Here is a 20,789-nt window from a genome sequence, read left to right as displayed (position 1 = left end):
GTGAATCACAATGCGTGAATTGGTGGAGTATATTGCCAAAAATCTGGTGGATGAGCCGGATGCCGTCCGTGTAACCGAGCGTGAGGAAGATAACGCGTTTATCCTCGAGCTTACCGTTGCGCCGGACGATATGGGCAAGGTAATCGGAAAGCAGGGGCGGATCGCCAAGGCAATCCGCACCGTGGTAAAGGCAGCCACAACAAAATCGCCCAAAAAGTATATCGTCGAAATCATATGACAGAATATTTCGAGTTGGGCCGTATCCTGAAACCGCAGGGGGTGAAGGGCGAAGTAAAGCTTGATGCCTTTACCGACGACCTGTCCCGTTTTCTTGAACTCGGGTTCGCTTACTTCAAGGATGCGGAATATAAACGTGTGGAGATTGAAAGCGCACGGATTGACGCCCGGTATGCCTATTTGAAATTAAAAGGGATCAATACCCGGGATGACGCGGAAAAATTGCGCGGGGTGTTCCTGTATATCGACAGGGCGCATGCCGCACGCCTGCCGGAGGGCTCTTACTATATTCAGGACCTGATTGGCTGTACCGTAAAAGACGATATGGGAAAAACACTCGGCCTTCTGCAGGATATCCTGCAAAATGGCGCGGCGGATGTTTATGTGGTAAAGCTGGAAACGGGAACGTGTATGTTTCCGGCCGTAAAACACGTTCTCATAAACAGGGATGTCGAAAGCGGCATTATTACGGTGGATGCGCAAAAACTTTCCGAGGTTGCGGTTTATGATATTTAATTGTCTTACGATTTTTCCCGAGATGTTTTCCGGGTTCACGGGCACCAGCCTGTGTGAAAAGGCAATCGCAAAAGGACTGGTTGAAATCAATGCCGTCAATTTTCGTGATTACACGGAAGATAAGCACAACCGCGTCGATGCATATCCTTTTGGAGGCGGCGCGGGAATGCTCCTGATGCCGCAGCCGCTGTTCAGTTGTTTCTCGGCCCTGGGCGAACAATATGCGGGAAAGAAAACGCGTAACGTTTATATGAGCCCTGCGGGCTGTGTTTTAACGCAGGAAAAGGCGGCGGAATTTTCGGGCTATGAAGTAGTGAACATTCTGTGCGGGCACTATGAAGGGGTTGACCAGCGCGTCCTCGACCACCTGATCGACGAAGAAATTTCCATCGGGGATTACGTCCTTACGGGCGGTGAATTGCCTGCGATGGTATTGATGGACTGTGTGATGCGTTATGTGCCGGGGGTCCTATCCAATGACGAGTCCCTTTCCGAGGAAAGCTTTTCCGGCGGCTTGCTCGAATATCCGCAGTATACGCGGCCTTCCTCGTTTCAGGGGATGGATGTGCCGGAGGTGCTCCTTTCCGGGCATCATAAAAATATTGCCGCATGGCAGAGGGAACAGGCCCTCCTGAAAACCCTCGTATGCCGTCCGGAGCTTTTGGAAAAGGCAGAGCTCACAAAGGAAGATTTAAAGACTTTGGAGCGGTTGAAAAAACAAACTTGATCTTCCGGTCAAGTTGTGATAAAATTTTAGTGTTTTTTGAATTAGGATGGTCCGCTGCCCGAATATGCGGGTAAGAACGTCTGTAGGGGAAGGAGGAAATTCAAATGAACGATATTATTAGAGCAGTGGAAGCCGAACAGCTGAAAGCAGACCTGCCGGCGATGAAGGTGGGCGACACCGTTAAGGTGTATGTAAAGGTTGTCGAGGGCACGAGAGAAAGATTGCAGGCATTCGAGGGATACCTGATTGCGAAGAAAGGCGGCGGTCTTTCCGAGACGATTACCGTCCGCCGCGTATCTTATGGCATTGGGGTGGAAAGAACATTCCCGATCCATTCGCCCCGTGTGGACAAAATCGAAGTGCTTCGCCACGGACGTGTGCGCAGGGCAAAGCTATTTTATCTGCGCGACAGAGTCGGTAAGGCGGCAAAGATCAAAGAAGCTTAAAAATGCGGGGGGCTTATGCCCCCTTATTTTTTATTATGGGTCATGTATAGGGGAAGGAGCAGGAAAAAGTGGATATTCAATGGTACCCGGGGCATATGACAAAAGCCCGCAGGCAATTGAAAGAAAAGCTGAAAACCGTGGACCTTGTGATCGAAGTCCTTGACGCGCGCGCGCCGGAAAGCTCCCTCAATCCTGATTTCGATGACCTTCTTTCTCAAAAAATGCGGTTCTATATCCTGAATAAGGCCGATTTGGCAGATGAAAATATCACGGCAGGCTGGCTGCGTTATTTTGGAGAGAAGGATATCCGCGCCGTTTCCTTTTCCGCAGCACATGGAAATGTGGAGCGTTTAAAAAAACAGATTGTCGATTGTGCGGCTCCTCTTTTGCAGCGTTACCGCGAACGGGGAATGAATAAAACGCTGCGCTGTGCAATTGTCGGAATTCCAAATGTTGGGAAATCCGCAATTTTAAACCGCCTTTCCGGTGAAAAAAAACTGAAAGAGGGGAACCGCCCGGGTGTGACCAAGGCTCTTCAATGGGTAAAAATTGACGATCACCTCGAAATCATGGACACTCCTGGACTTTTGTGGCCAAAATTCCAGGATGAAAAGACAGGGGCCGTTGTTGCGCTTATTGGCAGCGTAAAGCTCGATATCCTCGACGAAGAGGCTTTGGCGTACTACCTGATCGGTCTTTTGAAATGCACCGCGCCCGCACTCCTGCGGGAACGCTACCGTCTTGACGACCTGGATAAAAATGACTTTGAACTGCTGGAAGATATCTGCCGTTCAAGGGGGTTTCTTTTAAAGGGCGGCATATACGATACGGAGCGGGGAGCGAAAACGCTGCTCGATGAATTTAAAAATGGAAAGCTTGGCAGGCTTTCCCTGGAAAAGCCGGGGTAATTATGGGAAAACGGGAAGATGCATGGCGGGAAAAGCTGCAAATCATGACCTCCTATGAACGGTCGCACTGGGAAACGGGAGATATGGTTGCCGGAATCGACGAAGCCGGCAGGGGACCGCTTGCGGGCCCTGTTGTTGCAGCGTGTGTCATTATGCCGCCCGACGACCTGATTCTGGGAATCGACGATTCAAAAAAAGTTTCCGAGAAGCGCAGGGAAGCATTATATGATATAATATTAAAAAAGGCTGTGGATTATTCGGTCAGCATCGTGGATAATCACACGATCGATGAGATCAATATTTTGAATGCCGCGCGCAAGGCTTTTGAAGGCGCGCTTTCCAGCCTTAAAGTGCGCCCGCATCATGTGTATACGGATGCAATGGATATAGAAACGGATATTCCATATACGCCGCTTATAAAAGGGGACGCCAGGGTTTATACGATTGCGGCCGCATCCATTGTTGCCAAAGTGACGCGGGACCGCATTATGCAGGAGTATGACAGGCAATATCCGGAATATCTTTTTGCGAAGCATAAGGGCTATGGGACAAAAGCGCATTACGATGCGATTCGTACGTATGGCATTCTGGATATCCACAGAAAAACGTTTTTAAGGAAGCTGCTTCAAAATGACTGATGCAATGCGGCTTGGAAAAGCCGGGGAAGATACGGTTTGCCAATATATCCTTCGAAGGGGAATGAAGCTGCTTGCCCGAAACTATCGTTCCGGTAAAGGCGAAATAGACCTTATCGCGCTCGATGGTGATACAATTGCATTCATTGAGGTGAAGGCGCGTTCCAACACGAACTTCGGAACGGCGGCGGAGGCGGTCGGGTATCGCAAGCAGCAAATGCTGATCCAAACCGCACAGCGTTTCATCGCGCAGCGCATGCTTTATGACAACAACGCCCGCTTTGATGTGGCGGAGGTCTATCCGAGGGAAGGAAACCGTCTCAATTACATTGAGAATGCATTTGGAATTCTTTAAATGGTGGTAGTTTATGGAAGCACAAAATGAATTGATCGTATGGTTCACTGTTCTGGGCATCATTTTTTTATTTGCGATCGCCTATTTATATTATGGCAGGAAAAAAAGAAATCCCTTTCAAAAACAGGTTCCGGCGGATACGCTGTTTATCGTATTTGTGCTGGCTGCCATTGTAATAAGGCTTGCGCTCGCATACAATATGCCGGGATACAAAACCGACCTCGATTGTTTTAAAGCGTGGGCGAATTATTCTTATACCGGCGGGCTCGATAATTTCTATACCGGCGGCTTCTTTGCGGATTATCCGCCGGTTTACATCTATGTGCTGTACTTCTTTGGTTTCCTGCAAAATACGTTTTCCATGAATCTTGGCGGGCCGGCCTTTGCCCTGATGATCCATCTTCCGGCAATCATTTGCGATATTCTTGCGGCCTATATTGTATACCGCTTGGCGCAGGAGAAATTCCGCCCCAATGTTGCACTGCTTCTTTCCGCGCTGGTATTGTTTAACCCGGCCGTTATTTTCAACTCCGCCATCTGGGGGCAGGTCGATATCATCATTACGCTGATGATGGTGCTTGTAATCTACCTTTTAGTGAAAAACCGGCCAATCTGGGCTTCGGTTGCGTTTATAGTTGCATTCTTATTGAAACCCCAGGCGATTATGATTTTTCCAATCCTTGCGTTTGTTTTAATACGAAATGTCATCGTATCTGAAAACCGGAAAAAAGATGTCCTGAACCTCCTTATTTCCATTGGTGTAATGGTGGGGCTCTTCTTCCTGATTCCGCTGCCGTTTGCGGGGAGCCAGGAACCCCTTTGGCTTGTTAAACAGTTCTTAAGTACGGTCGGACAGTACGACCAGGCGTCCCTCAACGCCTTTAACCTGTTCGCGATGCTGGGCCAGAATTTTGTTCCGGTAAGCAATGTGATATTCCTGGGCCTGCCCGCAAACGTATGGGGCTTTATCCTGATTGCGCTTGTGTGCGCCTATTCGCTGTTCCTGTTCCTCAAAAGTCCGAAAAAGGAATTCCTGTTCGCGCTGGCGGCGTTTATCATCATGGGGGTTTTCGCGCTAGGACACGGAATGCATGACCGGTATTTATATCCGGTTCCCATACTGCTGCTCTTTGCATTCCTGTTTATGAAAGACAAACGCCTCATATGGCCGACGGTGCTCGTGTCCATAGTGTTGCTTTTAAATCAGGCGCTGTCTCTGTATTATTACCAGGTGCTGATTCCCGTTGCATGGACGGTAAGCGTGTCGGCGGTAAGCCTTGCAGTTTTTATTTATACGGGATATGTAATTACGTGTCTCGCCCTGGGCCCGGTGCGTGAGAAGGCGGAGGATTCTGGCCCCTCCGGTATAGAGACGGCCGGGGAGCCTGCCGCAGGGGAAACGTATGAAAAGCCTCCGGCCCAGCTTCGCCTTGAGAATTTCCAAGAGAAAAAGACCTTAAATAAAAAAGACGGACTTTTCATGCTTGTTATTTCTGCAATATATGCCGTGGTTGCGTTTACCAACCTTGGGGCGTTTCAAATCCCGGAAACCCCGGTACAGCTTGAAAACGAATCCGTCATTGTAGAGCTTCCGGGGGAAGAACAAATTTCCACAGTAGAATATTATGCCGGGTATGGGGAAGGAAATTTCAGGTTTTTGTATTCTGAAGACGGCGTATCCTATTCGCCCATTGCGCTTGAAAAAAGTGGAACCACGGTTTCGGAAATTGAACATAAATTTGCCAATATGTATAAATGGCAGATTTATACTACGGATGTCGATGCCAAATATATCAAGATAGAACCCCTTTCCGGTTCACTGCCGGTCCTCGAGGTCGCGTTCAAGGACGCGCAGGGAGCCTTAATTGAGCCGCAAAGCGTCGCTCCTGCTTCGACGCAGGTGCTTTTCGATGAACAGGCCCTTGTTCCAGAGGAATCCACCTATATGACGGATTTCTATTTCGATGAAATATATCACGTCAGGACTGCCTATGAAAATATTCACGGGATCGAGCCCTACGAAATTACACATCCGCCGCTCGGCAAGCTGATTCTTGCCTGCGGGATACAGCTTTTCGGCATGAATCCGTTCGGTTGGCGGTTTATGGGAACGCTTACGGGCGTGCTGATGCTTCCGGTGCTTTACATATTTGCAAAAATGCTCTTTAAGAAGAGCAAGTATGCCGCGATTGCAACGATTTTGTTCGCCGTCGATTTTATGCATTTTGCACAAACGCGGATTGGCACAATCGACAGCTACAGCATCTTATGGATCATGCTCATGTATTTGTTTATGTACCAGTTCACACAGAGCAATTTCAACCGGCAGAAAATATCCAAAACGCTTGTTCCATTGGCGCTGAGCGGGCTGTTTTTCGGCATCGGGGCAGCGACCAAGTGGCTGTGTATTTATGCAGGGGCGGGGCTCGCCGTAATCTTTTTCATGACGCTTTACAAAAGGTATCAGGAATACCGGTTCGCCAAAGAAAAACTGCTTGCCCACGAAACGGGAGAGGCCTCCGATGCGGGCGGGACGGCGCTTTACCGCTCAATCGTTCAAAAATACAAGACAAATGTCGCGCTCATCCTGTGCTGGTGCGTGCTCTTCTTTATTGTCGTACCCGCGGTCATTTATGTGGCGTCCTATTATCCGTACACAATCGTTACGCAGGGGGAAGCCTATCAGTTTATCGTGCCCGGGGATTTAAAGGAGCATCATAGCATTATCGGGAACCAGTTCTATATGCTCAACTACCATTCAACGCTCAACCCGGATCATGTGCATCCGTTCTCTTCGATGTGGTATAGCTGGCCGGTGGATGTGCGCCCGGTTTTGTTTTTCAACGGGCATAACGACCTCAATCATACCACCTCTACGCTTTCCACAATGGGGAATCCGCTTATCTGGTGGGCCGGGGTGGTTGCGTGCGTCTGGCTCATAATTGATTCCGCCCGCGGCAAGCACAGGCATCATGGCGTGACCTTTACCGCAATCGCCGCCCTGTCGCAATTTGTACCGTGGTGGTTTGTTACGCGCGAGGTGTTTATTTACCATTATTTCGCTACCGTACCATTCCTTATTATTTTAATTGTCTACTGGTTGCGGAATATTGAAAAAGATTTTAAGTATGGAAAGCAATTCATGTGGGGATTTGTAATTGCATGCGGCGTGATGTTCGCCGTGTTCTATCCTGTCATCACAGGTATTCCATTTGATACAAATTATGTGACAGCCCTGCGCTGGCTGCCGTCATGGCCGTTCTATGGCTAAATAAAGGGGGAACTGGGGATTGCTCGCAAAGGTACTGAGCTTCGGTCTTACCGGGCTTGACGGTTATCCGGTCCTGGTGGAAACCGATGTATATAATGGGCTTCCGGCGTATGAGCTTGTAGGCCTTCCGGATACGGCGGTCAAGGAGTCCAAGGAACGGGTTCGTTCCGCTATCAAAAATTCCGGTTTTGAGTATCCTGCAAAACGGATTACGGTAAACCTGGCCCCGGCCGACCTGAAAAAGGAAGGCCCGGTCTATGACCTTGCGATTGCCGTTGGCTTGCTGGCGGCAAGCGACCAGGTGTTGCCTGATTTGCTCAAATATATGGTGATATTCGGCGAACTGTCATTGAACGGAGACGTCCGTCCGGTGAACGGAATCCTGCCGATGGTAATTGAAGCAAGGCAGCGCGGCTTCAACCTGATGGTAGTGCCACAGGAAAATGCACAGGAAGCCAGCTATATCAACGATGTCCGGATTTTGCCTATCCGGCGCTTATCAGAGCTTGCGGCAATTTTGAATAAGCAGGAAAAACCGGAGCTTTTTCCGCCATCCGAATGGAATCCGCCCAAAAATTCCGGCCGGGCGGACGTTGATTTTTGCGATATCAGGGGACAGGAAAAGGCCAAACGCGCAATGGAAATTGCGGCGGCAGGCGGGCATAATATCCTGCTGATCGGGCCGCCGGGGGCGGGAAAGAGCATGCTGGCCAAAGCGTTGCCCGGTATTCTCCCTGATTTTACGTTTGAAGAGGCCCTCGAGGTCACGAAAATACATTCCATTGCCGGAGAACTGCGCAACCGGAATCAGGAAATCGTAAGCACGCGCCCGTTTCGCAGTCCGCACCACACATCATCTGCGGTTGCCGTAACGGGCGGCGGAAGTAAAAGCCGTCCCGGGGAAATCAGCCTTGCCCACAGGGGAGTGCTTTATTTCGACGAACTTCCCGAGTTTGGCCGGCCGATTCTGGAAGCGCTGCGCCAGCCGCTCGAAGATGGAATTATTTCAATTTCCCGGGCCAATGCAAAGGTAATTTATCCGGCTGATTTTATGTTTGTTGCCTCCATGAATCCATGCCCCTGCGGGAATTTCGGTTCCGGGGATGCAGAATGCAGGTGCAGCCCGAACCAGATTGCACGGTATTTGTCTAAAATATCAGGACCGCTTCTCGACAGGATCGACTTGCATGTTGAGGTGGGAAAGGTTCGTTACGACGATATGCGCAGCGGGGAAAAACAGGAGTCGTCCGCCGAGGTGCGCAAGCGGATCAATGCGGCGCGTGATATCCAGGTCCGGCGGTATCGCGGAATCGGGAAATTCTGCAATGCACAGCTTTCCTCGGCACAATTGGAAAGCTTCTGCGCAATTGAACCGCAGGCCGAAACGCTTCTCCGAAGCGCGTATGAGAAATTGAACCTAAGCGCGCGTTCCTATACGCGCGTGATGCTGACAGCCCGTACGATTGCCGATCTCGAGGCAAGCGACGCCGTCCAGGCGGCGCATATCGCGGAGGCGATTCAATATCGTACGCTTGACAGGAAATATTGGGGGAACGCCTATGACTGAAATTACGCAGGAAGAACGGTATTGGCTGTGGCTTTCCTCCGTCGACGGAATCGGGCCGGTTCGCTTCTATGATACCTTGAATGTGTTTACAGACCTTGAGCGGGCGTTCCATGAATGCAGTTCCATACCGGAGCGTGTCAAAACTGTTACCGCCCGGCAGGGAGCCGCTCTTTGTACGAGTGCAAACGAAGCCTATATAGACGGGCTCCTGGAGGTTTGCTCGAAAAAGGGGATTCGCATTTTGACCCGCTTGAACCAAAATTATCCCCAAATCCTGGCTGAAATCGAAAATCCGCCCCCGGTTTTGTTTTATAAGGGTAATTTGCCCTGCTTTGATGAAATGTCCTGTGCTATCGTCGGCTCAAGGAAACCGACTAAAAATGGCTTTTCAACTGCCCGTTCCATTGCCGGAGGCTTGGCGGGGGAAGGCGTGGTAATTGTTTCCGGTATGGCGCGCGGGATCGATACGGCCGCGCATACGGGCGCGCTGGAAGCAAACGGGGTCACAGCCGCTGTTCTCGGCTGCGGAGCCGATGTGATATATCCGCCTGAAAACCGTATCTTGTACGAACGTATTTTGGAGCGGGGCGCCGTCATTTCGGAATTTTTGCCCGGCACGGAACCGAAGCCGCAATTTTTTCCGCAGCGCAACCGGATTGTGTCCGGACTTTCCAGCGTGCTTATTGCGGGAGAAGGCGGCGAGCGGAGCGGGGCGCGGATTACGGTGGACGATGCCTTGCGCCAGGGTCGGGAAGTTTATGCCATGATATGCGACCTGAAATCCCCGGTGGCAAAACTGCCCCTTTATTTGATGGATTCAGGCGCGCCGGCAGTGCGGAATGCGGCTGATGTCATGAATGGCATGGGATGGCAAATGAAGCGCAATGCCTCGCTGCAAAAAGACGAAAATGAAACAAATAAGCTTGATTTATTGGAAGCGCAGATATATAATCTGCTTTTAAAGGAGAATTTATCGGCAGGGGAGCTTGCGGTGGAAACCGGCATCGCAGTAAAGGATGTCAATACGGCTCTTACCGTGATGGAGCTCAAAGGGCTGATAGAGGGGCTTCCGGGCGACCGATTCAGAATTAACAGTTAGTTTACATTACAAATGTTTCGAATGGATTATAATAATATAGTATAGGGATTTATTTGGAGGAAGCGAATGGCAAAGGAAGCGGCTGTGGCTGCAAAGAAAACTACCGTAAAAAAGAAAACGGCAAAAAAGACGACGGGGAAAACGAAAGCGTCCAATCAGAAGCTGGTGATCGTAGAGTCCCCGGCAAAAGCGAAAACAATTGAAAAGTTTCTCGGTAAGGGCTACGCGGTGCGCGCGTCGAACGGACATTTGCGCGATTTGCCGAAAAGCAAAATCGGGGTGGATGTCGAGAATAATTTTGAACCGGAATACACGACGATTCGTGGGAAGGCGCAGTTAATCAAGACCCTGAAAGACGAAGCAAAAAAGTCTTCCAAGGTGTATCTGGCAACCGACCCGGACCGCGAAGGGGAAGCGATCTCCTGGCATATTGCAAATATTTTGGGACTGGACCCGACAGATGTCAGCAGGATTGAATTTAATGAAATTACCAAGGACGCGGTTACGAACGCAATCAGCCATCCGCGTTCCATTGATATGGACCGGGTGGACGCGCAGCAGGCACGCCGGGTTCTTGACCGTCTCGTTGGCTATAAATTGAGTCCTTTGCTTTGGAAAAAGGTAAGGAAAGGGCTTTCCGCCGGGCGGGTACAGAGCGTCGCGGTGAAAGTGATTGTCGACCGCGAAAATGAAATCCGCAATTTCAAACCGGAAGAATTCTGGACAATCAGCGCCAGCCTTAAAAAAGACCAACAGGAATTCGAGGCGAAATATTACGGCCAGGGAAGCAAGAAAGCAAAGCTGGATATGGAAAAAGACGCCCAGGCAGTGCTGGATGCGGTAAAGGGAGCGGATTTTGTCGTTTCCAAGGTAAAGAGCGGTACGCGTAAGAAAAATGCATTGCCGCCGTTTACGACAAGCTTTTTGCAGCAATCCGCTTCGGGAAAGCTCGGCTTCACCGCGAAAAAGACAATGATGCTTGCGCAGATGCTGTATGAGGGCGTTCCGCTGAAAGACGGGAACACCGTCGGCCTCATCACGTATATGAGGACAGATTCAACGCGCGTATCGGCGGAGGCGCAGGAGGCGGCGCTCGGCCATATCAGGCAGACATACGGCGACGAATACGCGCCGGCAAAACCCAATGTTTATAAAGGACGTAAAAATGCGCAGGACGCCCACGAGGCCATTCGTCCTACTTATATCGAAAACACGCCGGACAGCATTAAGCAATACCTGACGAATGACCAGTATAAGCTTTACAAGCTGATTTATACGCGTTTTTTGGCAAGCCAGATGATGCCTGCGCAGTTTGAGACGTTAAGCTATGATATCGATGCGAACGGGCACACCTTTAAGGCGAGCGGTTCGCGTATCCTGTTTAAGGGGCATCTCGCAATTTACGATTCCAAGACGGAAGACGACGACCAGAAGATGCTGCCGAAGGCGGAAGAGGGCGAAACGCTGGAATGCCTTGGGGTAACGCCCAAACAGAACTTCACCCAGCCGCCCGCGCGCTATACGGAAGCGGCACTGATTAAATTCCTCGAGGAACGGGGAATCGGCCGTCCGAGTACCTATGCGCCTATCATTTCGACGATTCAGGACCGGGGATATGTTCACAAGGAAGCAAAATCCTTTATCCCGACCGAGCTTGGCGAAATTGTGACGGATTTGATGGCAAAGAATTTTTCCGATATTGTTGATATTGCGTTCACTGCCGACATGGAAGAAAAGCTCGATGGCGTGGAGCAGGAAGGCAACGACTGGAAAAAAGTAATCGAGGATTTCTACGGGCCCTTTGAAAAGGACCTTGAAGCCGGCGAAAAAAATATTGAGCGCGTAAAACTGCCGGAAAAGGTTTCGGATGTTATTTGTGAAAAATGCGGGGCCAACATGGTTTATAAGACCGGCCGGTTCGGTGAATTTCTTGCCTGCCCGAATTATCCGGAATGCAAAAACACCAAGCCCATTATTAAGCAAATTGACGTACCATGCCCAAAATGCGGCGGAAAAGTGGTCATCAAGCGTGCGGGTAAATCCGGAAAAAGCTTTTACGGATGTGAAAATTATCCAAACTGCGATTTTGTATCGTGGGATAAACCGCTTGAGGAAAAATGTCCGGAATGCGGCGCTTATATGGTGGAAGCCAAATTTCGCTACGGCGGCAAAACTTATAAGAAATGCTCGAATCCGGAATGTGTGACGAACCAGAAAAAGAAAACGGATGCAAAAAAAGAAGGTTAATGTTATTGGCGCGGGACTCGCGGGGTGCGAGTGCGCCTACCAGCTTGCAAAACGCGGCGTTCCCGTACGGCTTTACGAAATGAAGCCGGAAAAGAAATCGCCCGCGCATACGTCGGATTTGTTTGCAGAGCTTGTTTGCAGCAATTCGCTTCGCTCGGACCGGATTTGCAATGCCGCGGGACTTCTGAAGGAAGAAATGCGCCTGCTCGGGAGCCTTATCATGCAGGCGGCGGACGCGACAAGCGTTGCGGCAGGCGGCGCGCTCGCCGTCGACCGGGAAAAATTTTCATCTTATGTTACGGAAGCGATTCGCGGCAACGGGCTGATTGAGATTTTCAGCGGGGAAGTAGAAAAGCTTTCCGGTTTTGGTGATGAAATGGTGATCGTAGCCAGCGGGCCGCTAACTTCGCAGGCTCTCTCGGCGGAGATCGGAAGGCTTACAGGGGAAGACCATTTGCATTTTTTTGATGCGGCGGCGCCGATTGTTTCGGCGGAGAGCATCGATATGGAAAGCGCCTTCCTTGCGTCACGCTACGGACGGGGAAACGACTATATCAATTGCCCGATGACGCGGGAGGAGTACGAGGCGTTTTACGAGGCGCTTATTACGGCAGACTGCGCCAATTTGCGTGAGTTTGAACGGGACGGCGTATTTGAAGGATGTATGCCGGTTGAGACGATGGCGGCGCGCGGGCACGATACGCTCCTCTTTGGACCGCTGAAACCCAAGGGGCTCACCGACCCGAAAACAGGTCGCGAACCCTTTGCCGTCGTACAGCTTCGCAGGGAAAACGAAGAGGGGACCATGTATAACCTTGTCGGGTTCCAGACGCACCTCAAATTTCCCGAACAGCGTCGGGTATTCGGATTGATCCCGGCTCTCAGGAATGCGGAATACCTGCGCTTTGGCGTTATGCACAGGAATACATTTTTGAATTCCCCAAAGCTACTCGACAGGTATTACCGGCTTAAAAAAAATCCGGTTATCCGCTTTGCGGGGCAAATTACCGGCGTAGAGGGCTATGTGGAGAGTACGTCAAGCGGCCTTTTGAACGGAATATTCGCTGCATATGAATATTTGGGGAAAGCGCTTCCCGAATTTGAAAACGACACCGCTTCAGGCGCGCTGTGCGCGCATATTTCCGGGGCGGTGACCGGCAATTTCCAGCCGATGAATATCAATTTCGGCATTATGCGGCCGCTTGGGCAGAGAATCAGGAACAAGGAAGAAAAAAACACGCGGATAGCTGAGCGTGCACTGGAAAAAATAAAAGCGGCAATCCATGAATACGGATTGCAGACGGAGGACACGAATGGGACTCAAAGGAACGACAATACTGGCAGTAAAAAAGGGCAATAAATGCGCAATCGCCGGAGACGGGCAGGTAACGCTCGGCGAAAGCGTCATTATGAAGAAGGGCGCAACCAAGGTGCGCCGTATTTATGGAGACAAGGTTGTGATCGGGTTTGCCGGGAGCGTTGCGGATGCGTTTGCGCTTTCCGAAAAATTTGAAGCGAAGCTCGAGGAGTATGGCGGAAGCCTGCAGCGAAGCGCCGTTGAACTTGCGCAGGAATGGCGCAGCGATAAGGCGATGCGCCAGCTTGAGGCGATGCTGATTGCGGCGGACCAGGAAAACCTGCTGATTATTTCGGGGACGGGCGAAGTGATTGAGCCGGACGACGGCGTGTGCGCGATCGGCTCGGGCGGAACCTATGCCCTTGCGGCGGCACGGGCGCTTGTGCAGAATACGGACCTTTCCCCGGAAGAAATTGCATATAAGGGCCTTAAGATTGCAAGCGAAATTTGCGTCTATACCAACGACAATATTACAGTGGAAGAAGTGTAGGTGAACAGCATGTCATATTTAACGCCAAAAGAAATCGTAGCGGAACTCGATAAATATATTGTAGGACAGGACAAGGCCAAGAAGGCCGTGGCAATCGCTTTGCGGAACCGCTATCGCAGAAGCAAGCTCGATCCCGAGATGCGCGAAGAGATTACCCCGAAAAATATTATTATGATCGGACCGACGGGCGTCGGGAAAACGGAAATTGCACGGCGGCTTGCAAAGCTGATGGATGCGCCGTTCGTGAAGGTGGAGGCAACCAAGTTTACGGAAGTGGGATATGTGGGACGCGATGTGGAATCCATGGTGCGCGATCTCGTGGAGTCCTCTATCCGCATGGTAAAGCAGCAGCGCTTTGAAACGGTGAAAAACCGGGCGGCGGCAAATGCAGAGGACCGTCTCGTGGATATCCTCGTACCCAATAAGCAGGCGCGCCAGAACTCAAATCCGCTTGGCGCATTGTTTGGGGCCCCGCAGATCGAAGCCGCGCCCACAGAGAGCGACGAGGAAAAACAGAAGCGTATGTCCCGCAGGGATGAAATCCGCACGAACCTGCGCGCGGGAAAGCTGGACAACCTGATGATCGATATCGAAGTTGAAGTGAGCCAGGGTATGGGAATGGAAATTCCCGGCATGGGCGGCGAGAGCATGGGAGACCTGCTTTCAGGAATCCTGCCCCCGAAAAAGAAAAAGCGCAAGGTGAACCTGATCGAAGCCAGAAAGATACTGGAGCAGGAAGAAGCGGAGAAGCTGATCGATATGGACGAGGTCACGCAGACCGCGATTGAGCGGGCGGAGCAGGACGGCATCATTTTCCTTGACGAGATTGACAAGGTAGCCGGTAAAGGCGCGGGCAACGGCCCGGATGTTTCCCGCGAGGGCGTCCAGCGCGATATCCTTCCTATTGTGGAAGGGAGCACGGTGGTGACGAAATATGGCCCGGTAAAGACGGACTATATGCTCTTCATCGCCGCAGGCGCGTTCCATGTGGCAAAAATTTCTGATTTGATTCCCGAGCTCCAGGGACGTTTCCCAATTAAAGTGGAACTTGAGAACCTGACGAAAAAAGAATTTGAACAGATATTGACACAGCCCAAGAACGCAATCACAAAGCAGTATGAAGCGCTTTTGGCGGCGGACGGAGTGCAGCTGAAATTCACGACGGACGCGCTGAAAAAGATTGCGGAATTCGCACAGGTGGTCAATGAAAGCACGGAAAATATCGGCGCGCGCAGGCTGCATACGATTATGGAAAACCTGCTCGATGATATTTCCTTCAACGCAAGCGGCATTGAACCCGCCGTTGATGTGGTTATTGACGAAAACTATGTGACGGAGCACCTGAAAAACGAAGAGCAGTATACAAACCTGCAAAAGTTTATCCTGTAATGCGTATCATGCGCATTTATGGTATAATATTAATAAGCAATTAGAGAGAAAAGAGAGATAGAAAGATTTTGGAAAACAGAAAAACAAAAAGCAGGACGCCGAAGCAAAAGCAACAGCAGCAGACGAAGGCTCCGGCGCCGTCGGTAAAAATTATTCCCCTGGGAGGAATAGGGGAAATTGGAAAAAATATGACGGTGATTGAATTTGAAAATGATATCATCGTGATTGACGCGGGCATGATGTTCCCGCGTGAAGAAATGCTGGGCGTTGACTATGTGATCGCAGACACGGCATACCTCCAGAAGAATGTCCAGAAAATCAAGGGAATATTCTTTACGCACGGACACGAGGACCATATCGGCGGCGTGCCGTACGTGTTGCAATCCCTGAATGTTCCGCTTTACGGGTCTACGCTTACAATGGCCCTGATTGAGGCGAAGCTTACCGAGCATCCGGGCATCGAGCCTGATATCCATGTGGTGAAAAACGGCGATAAGGTTAAGGCCGGCGTTTTTACAATAGAGTATATTCATGTCAGCCATTCCATTGACGACGCGATGGCGCTTGCAATCACGACGCCGATCGGCGTTCTTGTCCATACGGGGGATTTTAAAATCGACCTCACGCCCGCATGCGGGGAAGTGATGGAACTTTCGCGTTTTGCGGAGCTTGGAAAGCGGGGCGTTCTGGCCCTGATGTCGGACAGCACGAATGCGGAGCGCCTTGGATTTACGATGTCGGAAAGCCAGGTGGGGGAAACGTTCGTCAATTATTTCCGCCAGGCCAAGGGGCGGATTATTGTGGCCTCCTTTGCTTCCAATGTGCACAGGCTTCAGCAGGTAATCGACGTCGCCCGTATTTTTAACCGGAAGATATGCCTTTCCGGACGGAGTATGATTAAAATTGTCAACGTCACACGGGAGCTTGGATACCTGAATGTTGACGACGATATGCTTGTGAGTTTTGACGAACTGAAAAAGCTGCGCGATAACCAGGTGGTAATCCTGACCACCGGAAGCCAGGGCGAGACAATGTCGGGTCTTGTGCGGATGGCGACCGGGCAGCACGCGAAGCTCAGTGTGAAAGAGGGAGACCTGGTGATTATTTCCGCGTCTCCGATTCCGGGCAATGAACGTTACGTATCGGACGTGATTAATATGCTGTACCGTAAAGGAGCGAGCGTCATCAACGATTCGGTTGACATGGTGCACGTTTCCGGCCATGCCTGTGAAGAGGAATTAAAACTGATGCTTTCCCTTGTGAAACCGAAATTCTTTATTCCGGTACACGGCGAATACAGGCATTTGTATAAGCATGCGGCGCTCGCGGAAAAAATGGGAATCAAAAAGAAAAACATCTTTATCCCGGAAATCGGTTCCGTAATTGAACTAAACCGCAAGGTAGGAGTACAGAAGGATACCGTGCAGTCGGGCAGCGTCCTCATCGACGGCCTCGGCGTCGGCGACGTCGGGAATGTGGTGCTGCGCGACAGGAAGCAGCTTTCATCGGATGGATTGTTTATTATCGTGGTAACAACCTCCAGCGAGACGGGCGAGCTTCTTGCCGCGCCGGATATCGTTTCGCGCGGTTTCGTCTATATGAAAGAATCCGAGGATTTGCTGGATCATGCGCGCGACCTTGTCATTGACATCGTCGCCCATTGCAACGCAAACGGCCTTTCAGACTGGTCGACGCTTAAAAGTTCTATCAAAAAGGAAATTTCAAATTACCTGTATGATATGACCCAGAGAAGCCCGATGATCCTGCCGATCATTATCGAGGTATAAAAAGGAGCTGTACTATGGTAAACGTTTATGACAAGGCGAATGAGCTTGCTTCGCTGATTAAGCAAAGCGAGGAATACAAGGCTTACGACAAGGTTAAGGATGAAGTCTACGAGGATGAGCAGAACAAGCGCATGATTAAGGACTACAAGAAGCTCCAGTTCGAGGCGCAGGCCGCCTACCTGACCGGACAGGAGCCCGCGCCCGAGCTGATGGAAAAAATCCAGAAGATGGGCGAGGTGCTTCAGTTTAACCCGAAAATTACCGAGTTCTTCTCGGCAGAGTATAAGTTTAACACGCTGGTTTCGGACATCTATAAAATTATCGGGGATGCATGCGACGTTGGCGCAAACATGTTTGACGAAGACTGACACAGGAGTGAAAGCCCTTGGCAAAAAAACTGGAAAATCCATATGCAGACAGGGATATGGGTCTTGACAGGCCTGAAATCCTGTCCAATGGCAAAAAACCGAAAAAAAAGCCTTCCACCAAATCGACCTGGAATAAGCTGCGGCCGCTGCTGACCTTTGTGATCAGCCTTGCCGTGGTCGCCCTGATTGTATTTGGCGTGTTTAATTATGTCCGGGAGCATTACTTTGACCCGGTGGACGCGAACGATTCCACGGCCGTCGAGGTGGAGATTCCCAAAAATTCTTCCCTGAGCACGATCGCTGAGATTCTCTATGAAAACAACCTGATCCGCAATAAGCAGGTCTTTAAACTGTATGTGGATTTTTCGGATATGTCCTCCAAGCTGAAAGCCGGTACCTATGAGTTGTCCCCGGATATGTCGTTTGACGATATCGTTTATACGCTTCAGGAGGGGAATGTTGTGGAGGAAATCGATATCCAGTTTATCGAAGGCCGCACAGCCAAGGAATATGGCCGGAAGCTGGTGGACAATTATGGTATTCTCAAAAATACCGATTATTACATGCAGCTTGTCAAAACGGGAGGAAATTTTGTAAACGAATATCCTTTCCTCGCGGAAGCAAAGGCCAAGGACGACGCGCGGCCCGCAGACCAGCGCAGGTATTACCTCCTCGAGGGTTATCTGGCGCCCGATACCTACCGTTATCTTACGAATGCAACCGCGGAGGACGTAATTAAGAAACAGCTTGACCAGTTTGTTAAAATCCTTTCCATGAAAAAGAAAGGGGAGGAGCAAACCTATGAGGAGCGTGCCGCCGAGATTGGCATGAGTATCGACGATATGGTGACGCTTGCCTCTATTATAGAGAGGGAGGCTTCGAAATCAGAGGATTTTCCGAAGGTATCCGCTGTTTTCCATAACCGCTTGGCTTCGGAAGAGGAATTTGCGCACTTCCTTGATTCCGATGCGACGCAGGCATACGGACTTGGGATTACCGGCCGGGTTATTTTGGAACCGGGAGAATTAACTACGCCTACGCCTTACAACACAAGGCGGAATGGAGTCGGTTTTGCAGGCCTTCCGGCTGGACCAATTGGCAACCCGGGACGGCTTGCAATCGAGGCGGCCTTGTATCCGGATGAAGATTTGATGCAGGAAGGGGACGAATATTATTACTTCCTTGCAACAGATATTGAGAACGGCGTTGTGGAATTTGTCCATACCAACGAAGAACTCGAGGCCCTTGCCGATCAATGGAGAGACGAGTGGGCGCGTATCGATGCGCAGGCCTCGGCGAATTCGGCAGGTGAGCAATGATCGAATTGCTCGCCCCGGCGGGGAACCTCGAAACGCTTGAAACCGCCCTGTATTTCGGCGCGGACGCCGTTTATATGGCAGGAAAGCAATATGGCCTGCGCGCCTTTGCGGACAACTTTACGGAAGACGGGCTGCAGCAGGCGGCCAATATGACGCACGCGCAGGGAAAAAAATTATATATTACGGTGAATTCGGTGCTTTGGAACCGTGACCTGCCCGGCCTGGAACCGTATCTTTGCTATCTTGCGGAGATTGGCGCCGACGCCGTGATTGTAACCGATCCGGCAGTTTTACAGCTTATAAAGCGTTCCAACATTCCGCTTTCCGTACACATAAGCACGCAGGCAAATACGACCAATTATTTGTCTGCTTCTTTTTGGCATGAATGCGGCGCGAGCCGTGTCGTTTTATCGCGTGAGGTCTCGCTCGCGGAAATCGAGGAAATACGGAAACATATTCCCGCAGATTTGGAACTGGAGGCGTTTGTCCACGGATCGATGTGTATTGCCCATTCCGGACGCTGCCTTTTAAGTTCGGTTCTTACGGGAAGGAGCGGAAACCGCGGCGCATGCGCCCAGCCCTGCCGCTGGGAATACCACCTGTATGAAAAAGGGTATGAGGGACAATATTTTCCCGTTATGGAGGACGATCAGGGGACCTATATCATGAATTCGCGCGATTTGATGATGATCGGGCATATCCCCGAGCTTGCCGGGGCGGGCGTTTCAAGCTTCAAGATTGAAGGACGGATGAAGTCGGCTTACTATGTTGCATCCGTGGTGCATGCATACCGCCGTGCGCTTGACGCATATGAGCGCGATCCGCAGGGCTACCGTTTTGATGAGAGCCTGAAAAATGAACTGGTGAAATCCGCATCGCGCGGCTTTACAACAGGTTTTTATTTTGGGAATCCGCATGAAGAAGGACAGGATACGCAGCGCCTCCTCGACCCCCGGACATATACCTTCGCGGGAAAGGTCGTTTCAGCGCCGTGCGCCGGCGTGGTGGAGGTTGAGCAGCGCAATAAGTTCAGCGTATGGGAAACATTGGAAGTGCTCTCCCCGCATCTCGAGAACGCGTCGTTTACGGTTGAGAGTATTTGCGACATGGAGGGAACACCGCAGGAAAGCGCTCCGCATCCGCAGCAGCATGTGAAGGTCAATTGCCCGTACCCCTTGCGGCCGGGCGATCTTTTACGCAGGCATGACGAAAGGGAAAGCATATGATAAGATTCGGCCCGGCCGGGAACTCCCGGGCTTTTTATGAGGAAGGGTATAAGCATACCTATGAAGCGCCAAAATGGCTGCATGAACAGGGATTGAACGCCTTTGAGTATTCTTTTGGACGCGGGGTAAAGCTGAAGGAGGATACTGCGGCCGCAATTCGCGGACAGGCGGAAAAATATGATATCGCCATGAGCGTGCACGCGCCGTATTACATTAACCTGTCGAACAGCGATCCGGAAAAGTTCGAAAAAAACCTTGCATATTTCCGCGAATCAACAATTGCGGCAGGCTTTCTTGGAGCCAAACGGATCGTGTTTCATCCGGGCTCCTGCGCAAAAATGGACCGCAATATTGCATTCGGAAACGTATGTGAAAACCTCGAAAAAATTCTTTTCATCCTGCGCGGCGAGGGGTATGATAATTTTATCTATTGCGCGGAAACCATGGGCAAAATAAACCAGATTGCAGACCTTGACGAGGTTGGCATCCTGGCGCGGCTTGACGACTGTGTTTACCCGGCCATTGATTTTGGCCATCTCAATGCGCGGACATTGGGCGGAATTCGGACGAAAGAGGATTATTCGGCCGTTTTGGAAAGCCTTAAGAACAGCGCGGGAGAGGAAAAAACGCATAAAATGCATGTCCATTTTTCCCATATTCAATATACGGACAAGGGAGAAAAGATGCATCTTACCTTTGAAGATGATACATGGGGCCCGTTTTTTGAACCCCTTGCGGAACTGTTGAAGGCCGACCCCAAAATGGAACCGGTTATTATCTGTGAATCAAGCGGGACCCAGGCCAGGGATGCAATGGAAATGAAACGAATGTACGAGGAAGCATAA

General features: G+C 50.7%; 19 protein-coding genes. All 19 read left to right on the top strand.

Annotated features, from left to right (window positions below; genetic code table 11):
* The first annotated feature begins 10 nt into the window (after positions 1-10).
* Entirely contained in the window at positions 11-238 is a 228-nt protein-coding gene (locus BBD38_RS01400; protein WP_066683703.1) for a KH domain-containing protein, read from the top strand.
* Complete coding sequence (rimM, locus tag BBD38_RS01395) at positions 235-753, top strand: ribosome maturation factor RimM (protein ID WP_066683702.1); 519 nt, start codon at positions 235-237, stop codon at positions 751-753. Before BBD38_RS01400 ends, rimM begins: the two co-directional genes overlap by 4 nt.
* On the top strand, positions 743-1,480 hold the full coding sequence (trmD, locus tag BBD38_RS01390; protein ID WP_066683700.1) for a tRNA (guanosine(37)-N1)-methyltransferase TrmD: 738 nt from the start codon (positions 743-745) through the stop codon (positions 1,478-1,480). Before rimM ends, trmD begins: the two co-directional genes overlap by 11 nt.
* 104 nt (positions 1,481-1,584) lie before the next feature.
* On the top strand, positions 1,585-1,926 hold the full coding sequence (gene rplS / locus BBD38_RS01385) for a 50S ribosomal protein L19 (protein WP_066683698.1): 342 nt from the start codon (positions 1,585-1,587) through the stop codon (positions 1,924-1,926).
* 68 nt (positions 1,927-1,994) lie between these two features.
* The gene (ylqF, locus tag BBD38_RS01380; RefSeq protein WP_082989393.1) at positions 1,995-2,834 is read left to right on the top strand and encodes a ribosome biogenesis GTPase YlqF; all 840 of its coding nucleotides are present in this window, start codon (positions 1,995-1,997) and stop codon (positions 2,832-2,834) included.
* Positions 2,835-2,836: 2 nt separating this feature from the next.
* Entirely contained in the window at positions 2,837-3,472 is a 636-nt protein-coding gene (locus BBD38_RS01375; RefSeq protein ID WP_066683696.1) for a ribonuclease HII, read from the top strand.
* Positions 3,465-3,824 carry a YraN family protein gene (locus BBD38_RS01370; RefSeq protein WP_082989392.1) on the top strand — a complete coding sequence of 120 codons (360 nt, stop codon included), beginning with the start codon at positions 3,465-3,467 and terminating at the stop codon, positions 3,822-3,824. Before BBD38_RS01375 ends, BBD38_RS01370 begins: the two co-directional genes overlap by 8 nt.
* Before the next feature lie 13 nt (positions 3,825-3,837).
* Complete coding sequence (locus tag BBD38_RS01365; protein ID WP_066683694.1) at positions 3,838-7,095, top strand: glycosyltransferase family 39 protein; 3,258 nt, start codon at positions 3,838-3,840, stop codon at positions 7,093-7,095.
* A 19-nt stretch (positions 7,096-7,114) separates the two neighbouring features.
* On the top strand, positions 7,115-8,662 hold the full coding sequence (locus tag BBD38_RS01360) for a YifB family Mg chelatase-like AAA ATPase (protein WP_066683693.1): 1,548 nt from the start codon (positions 7,115-7,117) through the stop codon (positions 8,660-8,662).
* Complete coding sequence (gene dprA / locus BBD38_RS01355; protein ID WP_066683692.1) at positions 8,655-9,761, top strand: DNA-processing protein DprA; 1,107 nt, start codon at positions 8,655-8,657, stop codon at positions 9,759-9,761. The genes BBD38_RS01360 and dprA overlap by 8 nt, the downstream gene beginning before the upstream one ends.
* A gap of 66 nt (positions 9,762-9,827) precedes the next feature.
* Positions 9,828-12,008: a type I DNA topoisomerase gene (gene topA, locus BBD38_RS01350; protein ID WP_082989391.1), complete on the top strand. Its 2,181-nt coding sequence runs from the start codon at positions 9,828-9,830 to the stop codon at positions 12,006-12,008.
* The gene (gene trmFO / locus BBD38_RS01345; RefSeq protein WP_066683691.1) at positions 11,989-13,368 is read left to right on the top strand and encodes a methylenetetrahydrofolate--tRNA-(uracil(54)-C(5))-methyltransferase (FADH(2)-oxidizing) TrmFO; all 1,380 of its coding nucleotides are present in this window, start codon (positions 11,989-11,991) and stop codon (positions 13,366-13,368) included. The genes topA and trmFO overlap by 20 nt, the downstream gene beginning before the upstream one ends.
* Positions 13,322-13,855 (top strand): ATP-dependent protease subunit HslV, encoded by a 534-nt coding sequence (hslV, locus tag BBD38_RS01340; protein ID WP_066683690.1) that lies wholly within the window; start codon positions 13,322-13,324, stop codon positions 13,853-13,855. The genes trmFO and hslV overlap by 47 nt, the downstream gene beginning before the upstream one ends.
* A 9-nt stretch (positions 13,856-13,864) precedes the next feature.
* Positions 13,865-15,244, top strand: coding sequence for an ATP-dependent protease ATPase subunit HslU (hslU, locus tag BBD38_RS01335; RefSeq protein ID WP_066684201.1), 1,380 nt, complete (start codon positions 13,865-13,867; stop codon positions 15,242-15,244).
* Positions 15,245-15,393: 149 nt separating this feature from the next.
* Positions 15,394-17,031, top strand: a complete 1,638-nt coding sequence (locus tag BBD38_RS01330) for a ribonuclease J (RefSeq protein ID WP_066684199.1) — start codon at positions 15,394-15,396, stop codon at positions 17,029-17,031.
* 14 nt (positions 17,032-17,045) lie between these two features.
* The gene (locus BBD38_RS01325) at positions 17,046-17,399 is read left to right on the top strand and encodes a YlbF family regulator (RefSeq protein WP_066683688.1); all 354 of its coding nucleotides are present in this window, start codon (positions 17,046-17,048) and stop codon (positions 17,397-17,399) included.
* A 17-nt stretch (positions 17,400-17,416) separates the two neighbouring features.
* On the top strand, positions 17,417-18,718 hold the full coding sequence (mltG, locus tag BBD38_RS01320) for an endolytic transglycosylase MltG (RefSeq protein ID WP_066683686.1): 1,302 nt from the start codon (positions 17,417-17,419) through the stop codon (positions 18,716-18,718).
* Positions 18,715-19,944, top strand: coding sequence for a peptidase U32 family protein (locus BBD38_RS01315; protein WP_066683684.1), 1,230 nt, complete (start codon positions 18,715-18,717; stop codon positions 19,942-19,944). Before mltG ends, BBD38_RS01315 begins: the two co-directional genes overlap by 4 nt.
* On the top strand, positions 19,941-20,789 hold the full coding sequence (locus BBD38_RS01310) for a TIM barrel protein (RefSeq protein ID WP_066683682.1): 849 nt from the start codon (positions 19,941-19,943) through the stop codon (positions 20,787-20,789). Before BBD38_RS01315 ends, BBD38_RS01310 begins: the two co-directional genes overlap by 4 nt.

Origin of the sequence: Christensenella intestinihominis (genome assembly GCF_001678845.1) — a bacterium.
GTDB lineage: Bacteria > Bacillota > Clostridia > Christensenellales > Christensenellaceae > Christensenella > Christensenella intestinihominis.
This window is presented reverse-complemented; position numbering and strand designations above follow the sequence as displayed.

Bases quoted from the DNA above. Each gene is read 5' to 3' on its own strand.
- BBD38_RS01400 (WP_066683703.1), top strand. From the start codon at position 11: ATGCGTGAATTGGTGGAGTATATTGCCAAAAATCTGGTGGATGAGCCG.
- rimM (WP_066683702.1), top strand. From the start codon at position 235: ATGACAGAATATTTCGAGTTGGGCCGTATCCTGAAACCGCAGGGGGTG.
- trmD (WP_066683700.1), top strand. From the start codon at position 743: ATGATATTTAATTGTCTTACGATTTTTCCCGAGATGTTTTCCGGGTTC.
- rplS (WP_066683698.1), top strand. From the start codon at position 1,585: ATGAACGATATTATTAGAGCAGTGGAAGCCGAACAGCTGAAAGCAGAC.
- BBD38_RS01375 (WP_066683696.1), top strand. From the start codon at position 2,837: ATGGGAAAACGGGAAGATGCATGGCGGGAAAAGCTGCAAATCATGACC.
- BBD38_RS01370 (WP_082989392.1), top strand. From the start codon at position 3,465: ATGACTGATGCAATGCGGCTTGGAAAAGCCGGGGAAGATACGGTTTGC.
- BBD38_RS01365 (WP_066683694.1), top strand. From the start codon at position 3,838: ATGGAAGCACAAAATGAATTGATCGTATGGTTCACTGTTCTGGGCATC.
- dprA (WP_066683692.1), top strand. From the start codon at position 8,655: ATGACTGAAATTACGCAGGAAGAACGGTATTGGCTGTGGCTTTCCTCC.
- topA (WP_082989391.1), top strand. From the start codon at position 9,828: ATGGCAAAGGAAGCGGCTGTGGCTGCAAAGAAAACTACCGTAAAAAAG.
- trmFO (WP_066683691.1), top strand. From the start codon at position 11,989: ATGCAAAAAAAGAAGGTTAATGTTATTGGCGCGGGACTCGCGGGGTGC.
- hslV (WP_066683690.1), top strand. From the start codon at position 13,322: ATGGGACTCAAAGGAACGACAATACTGGCAGTAAAAAAGGGCAATAAA.
- hslU (WP_066684201.1), top strand. From the start codon at position 13,865: ATGTCATATTTAACGCCAAAAGAAATCGTAGCGGAACTCGATAAATAT.
- BBD38_RS01325 (WP_066683688.1), top strand. From the start codon at position 17,046: ATGGTAAACGTTTATGACAAGGCGAATGAGCTTGCTTCGCTGATTAAG.
- BBD38_RS01315 (WP_066683684.1), top strand. From the start codon at position 18,715: ATGATCGAATTGCTCGCCCCGGCGGGGAACCTCGAAACGCTTGAAACC.
- BBD38_RS01310 (WP_066683682.1), top strand. From the start codon at position 19,941: ATGATAAGATTCGGCCCGGCCGGGAACTCCCGGGCTTTTTATGAGGAA.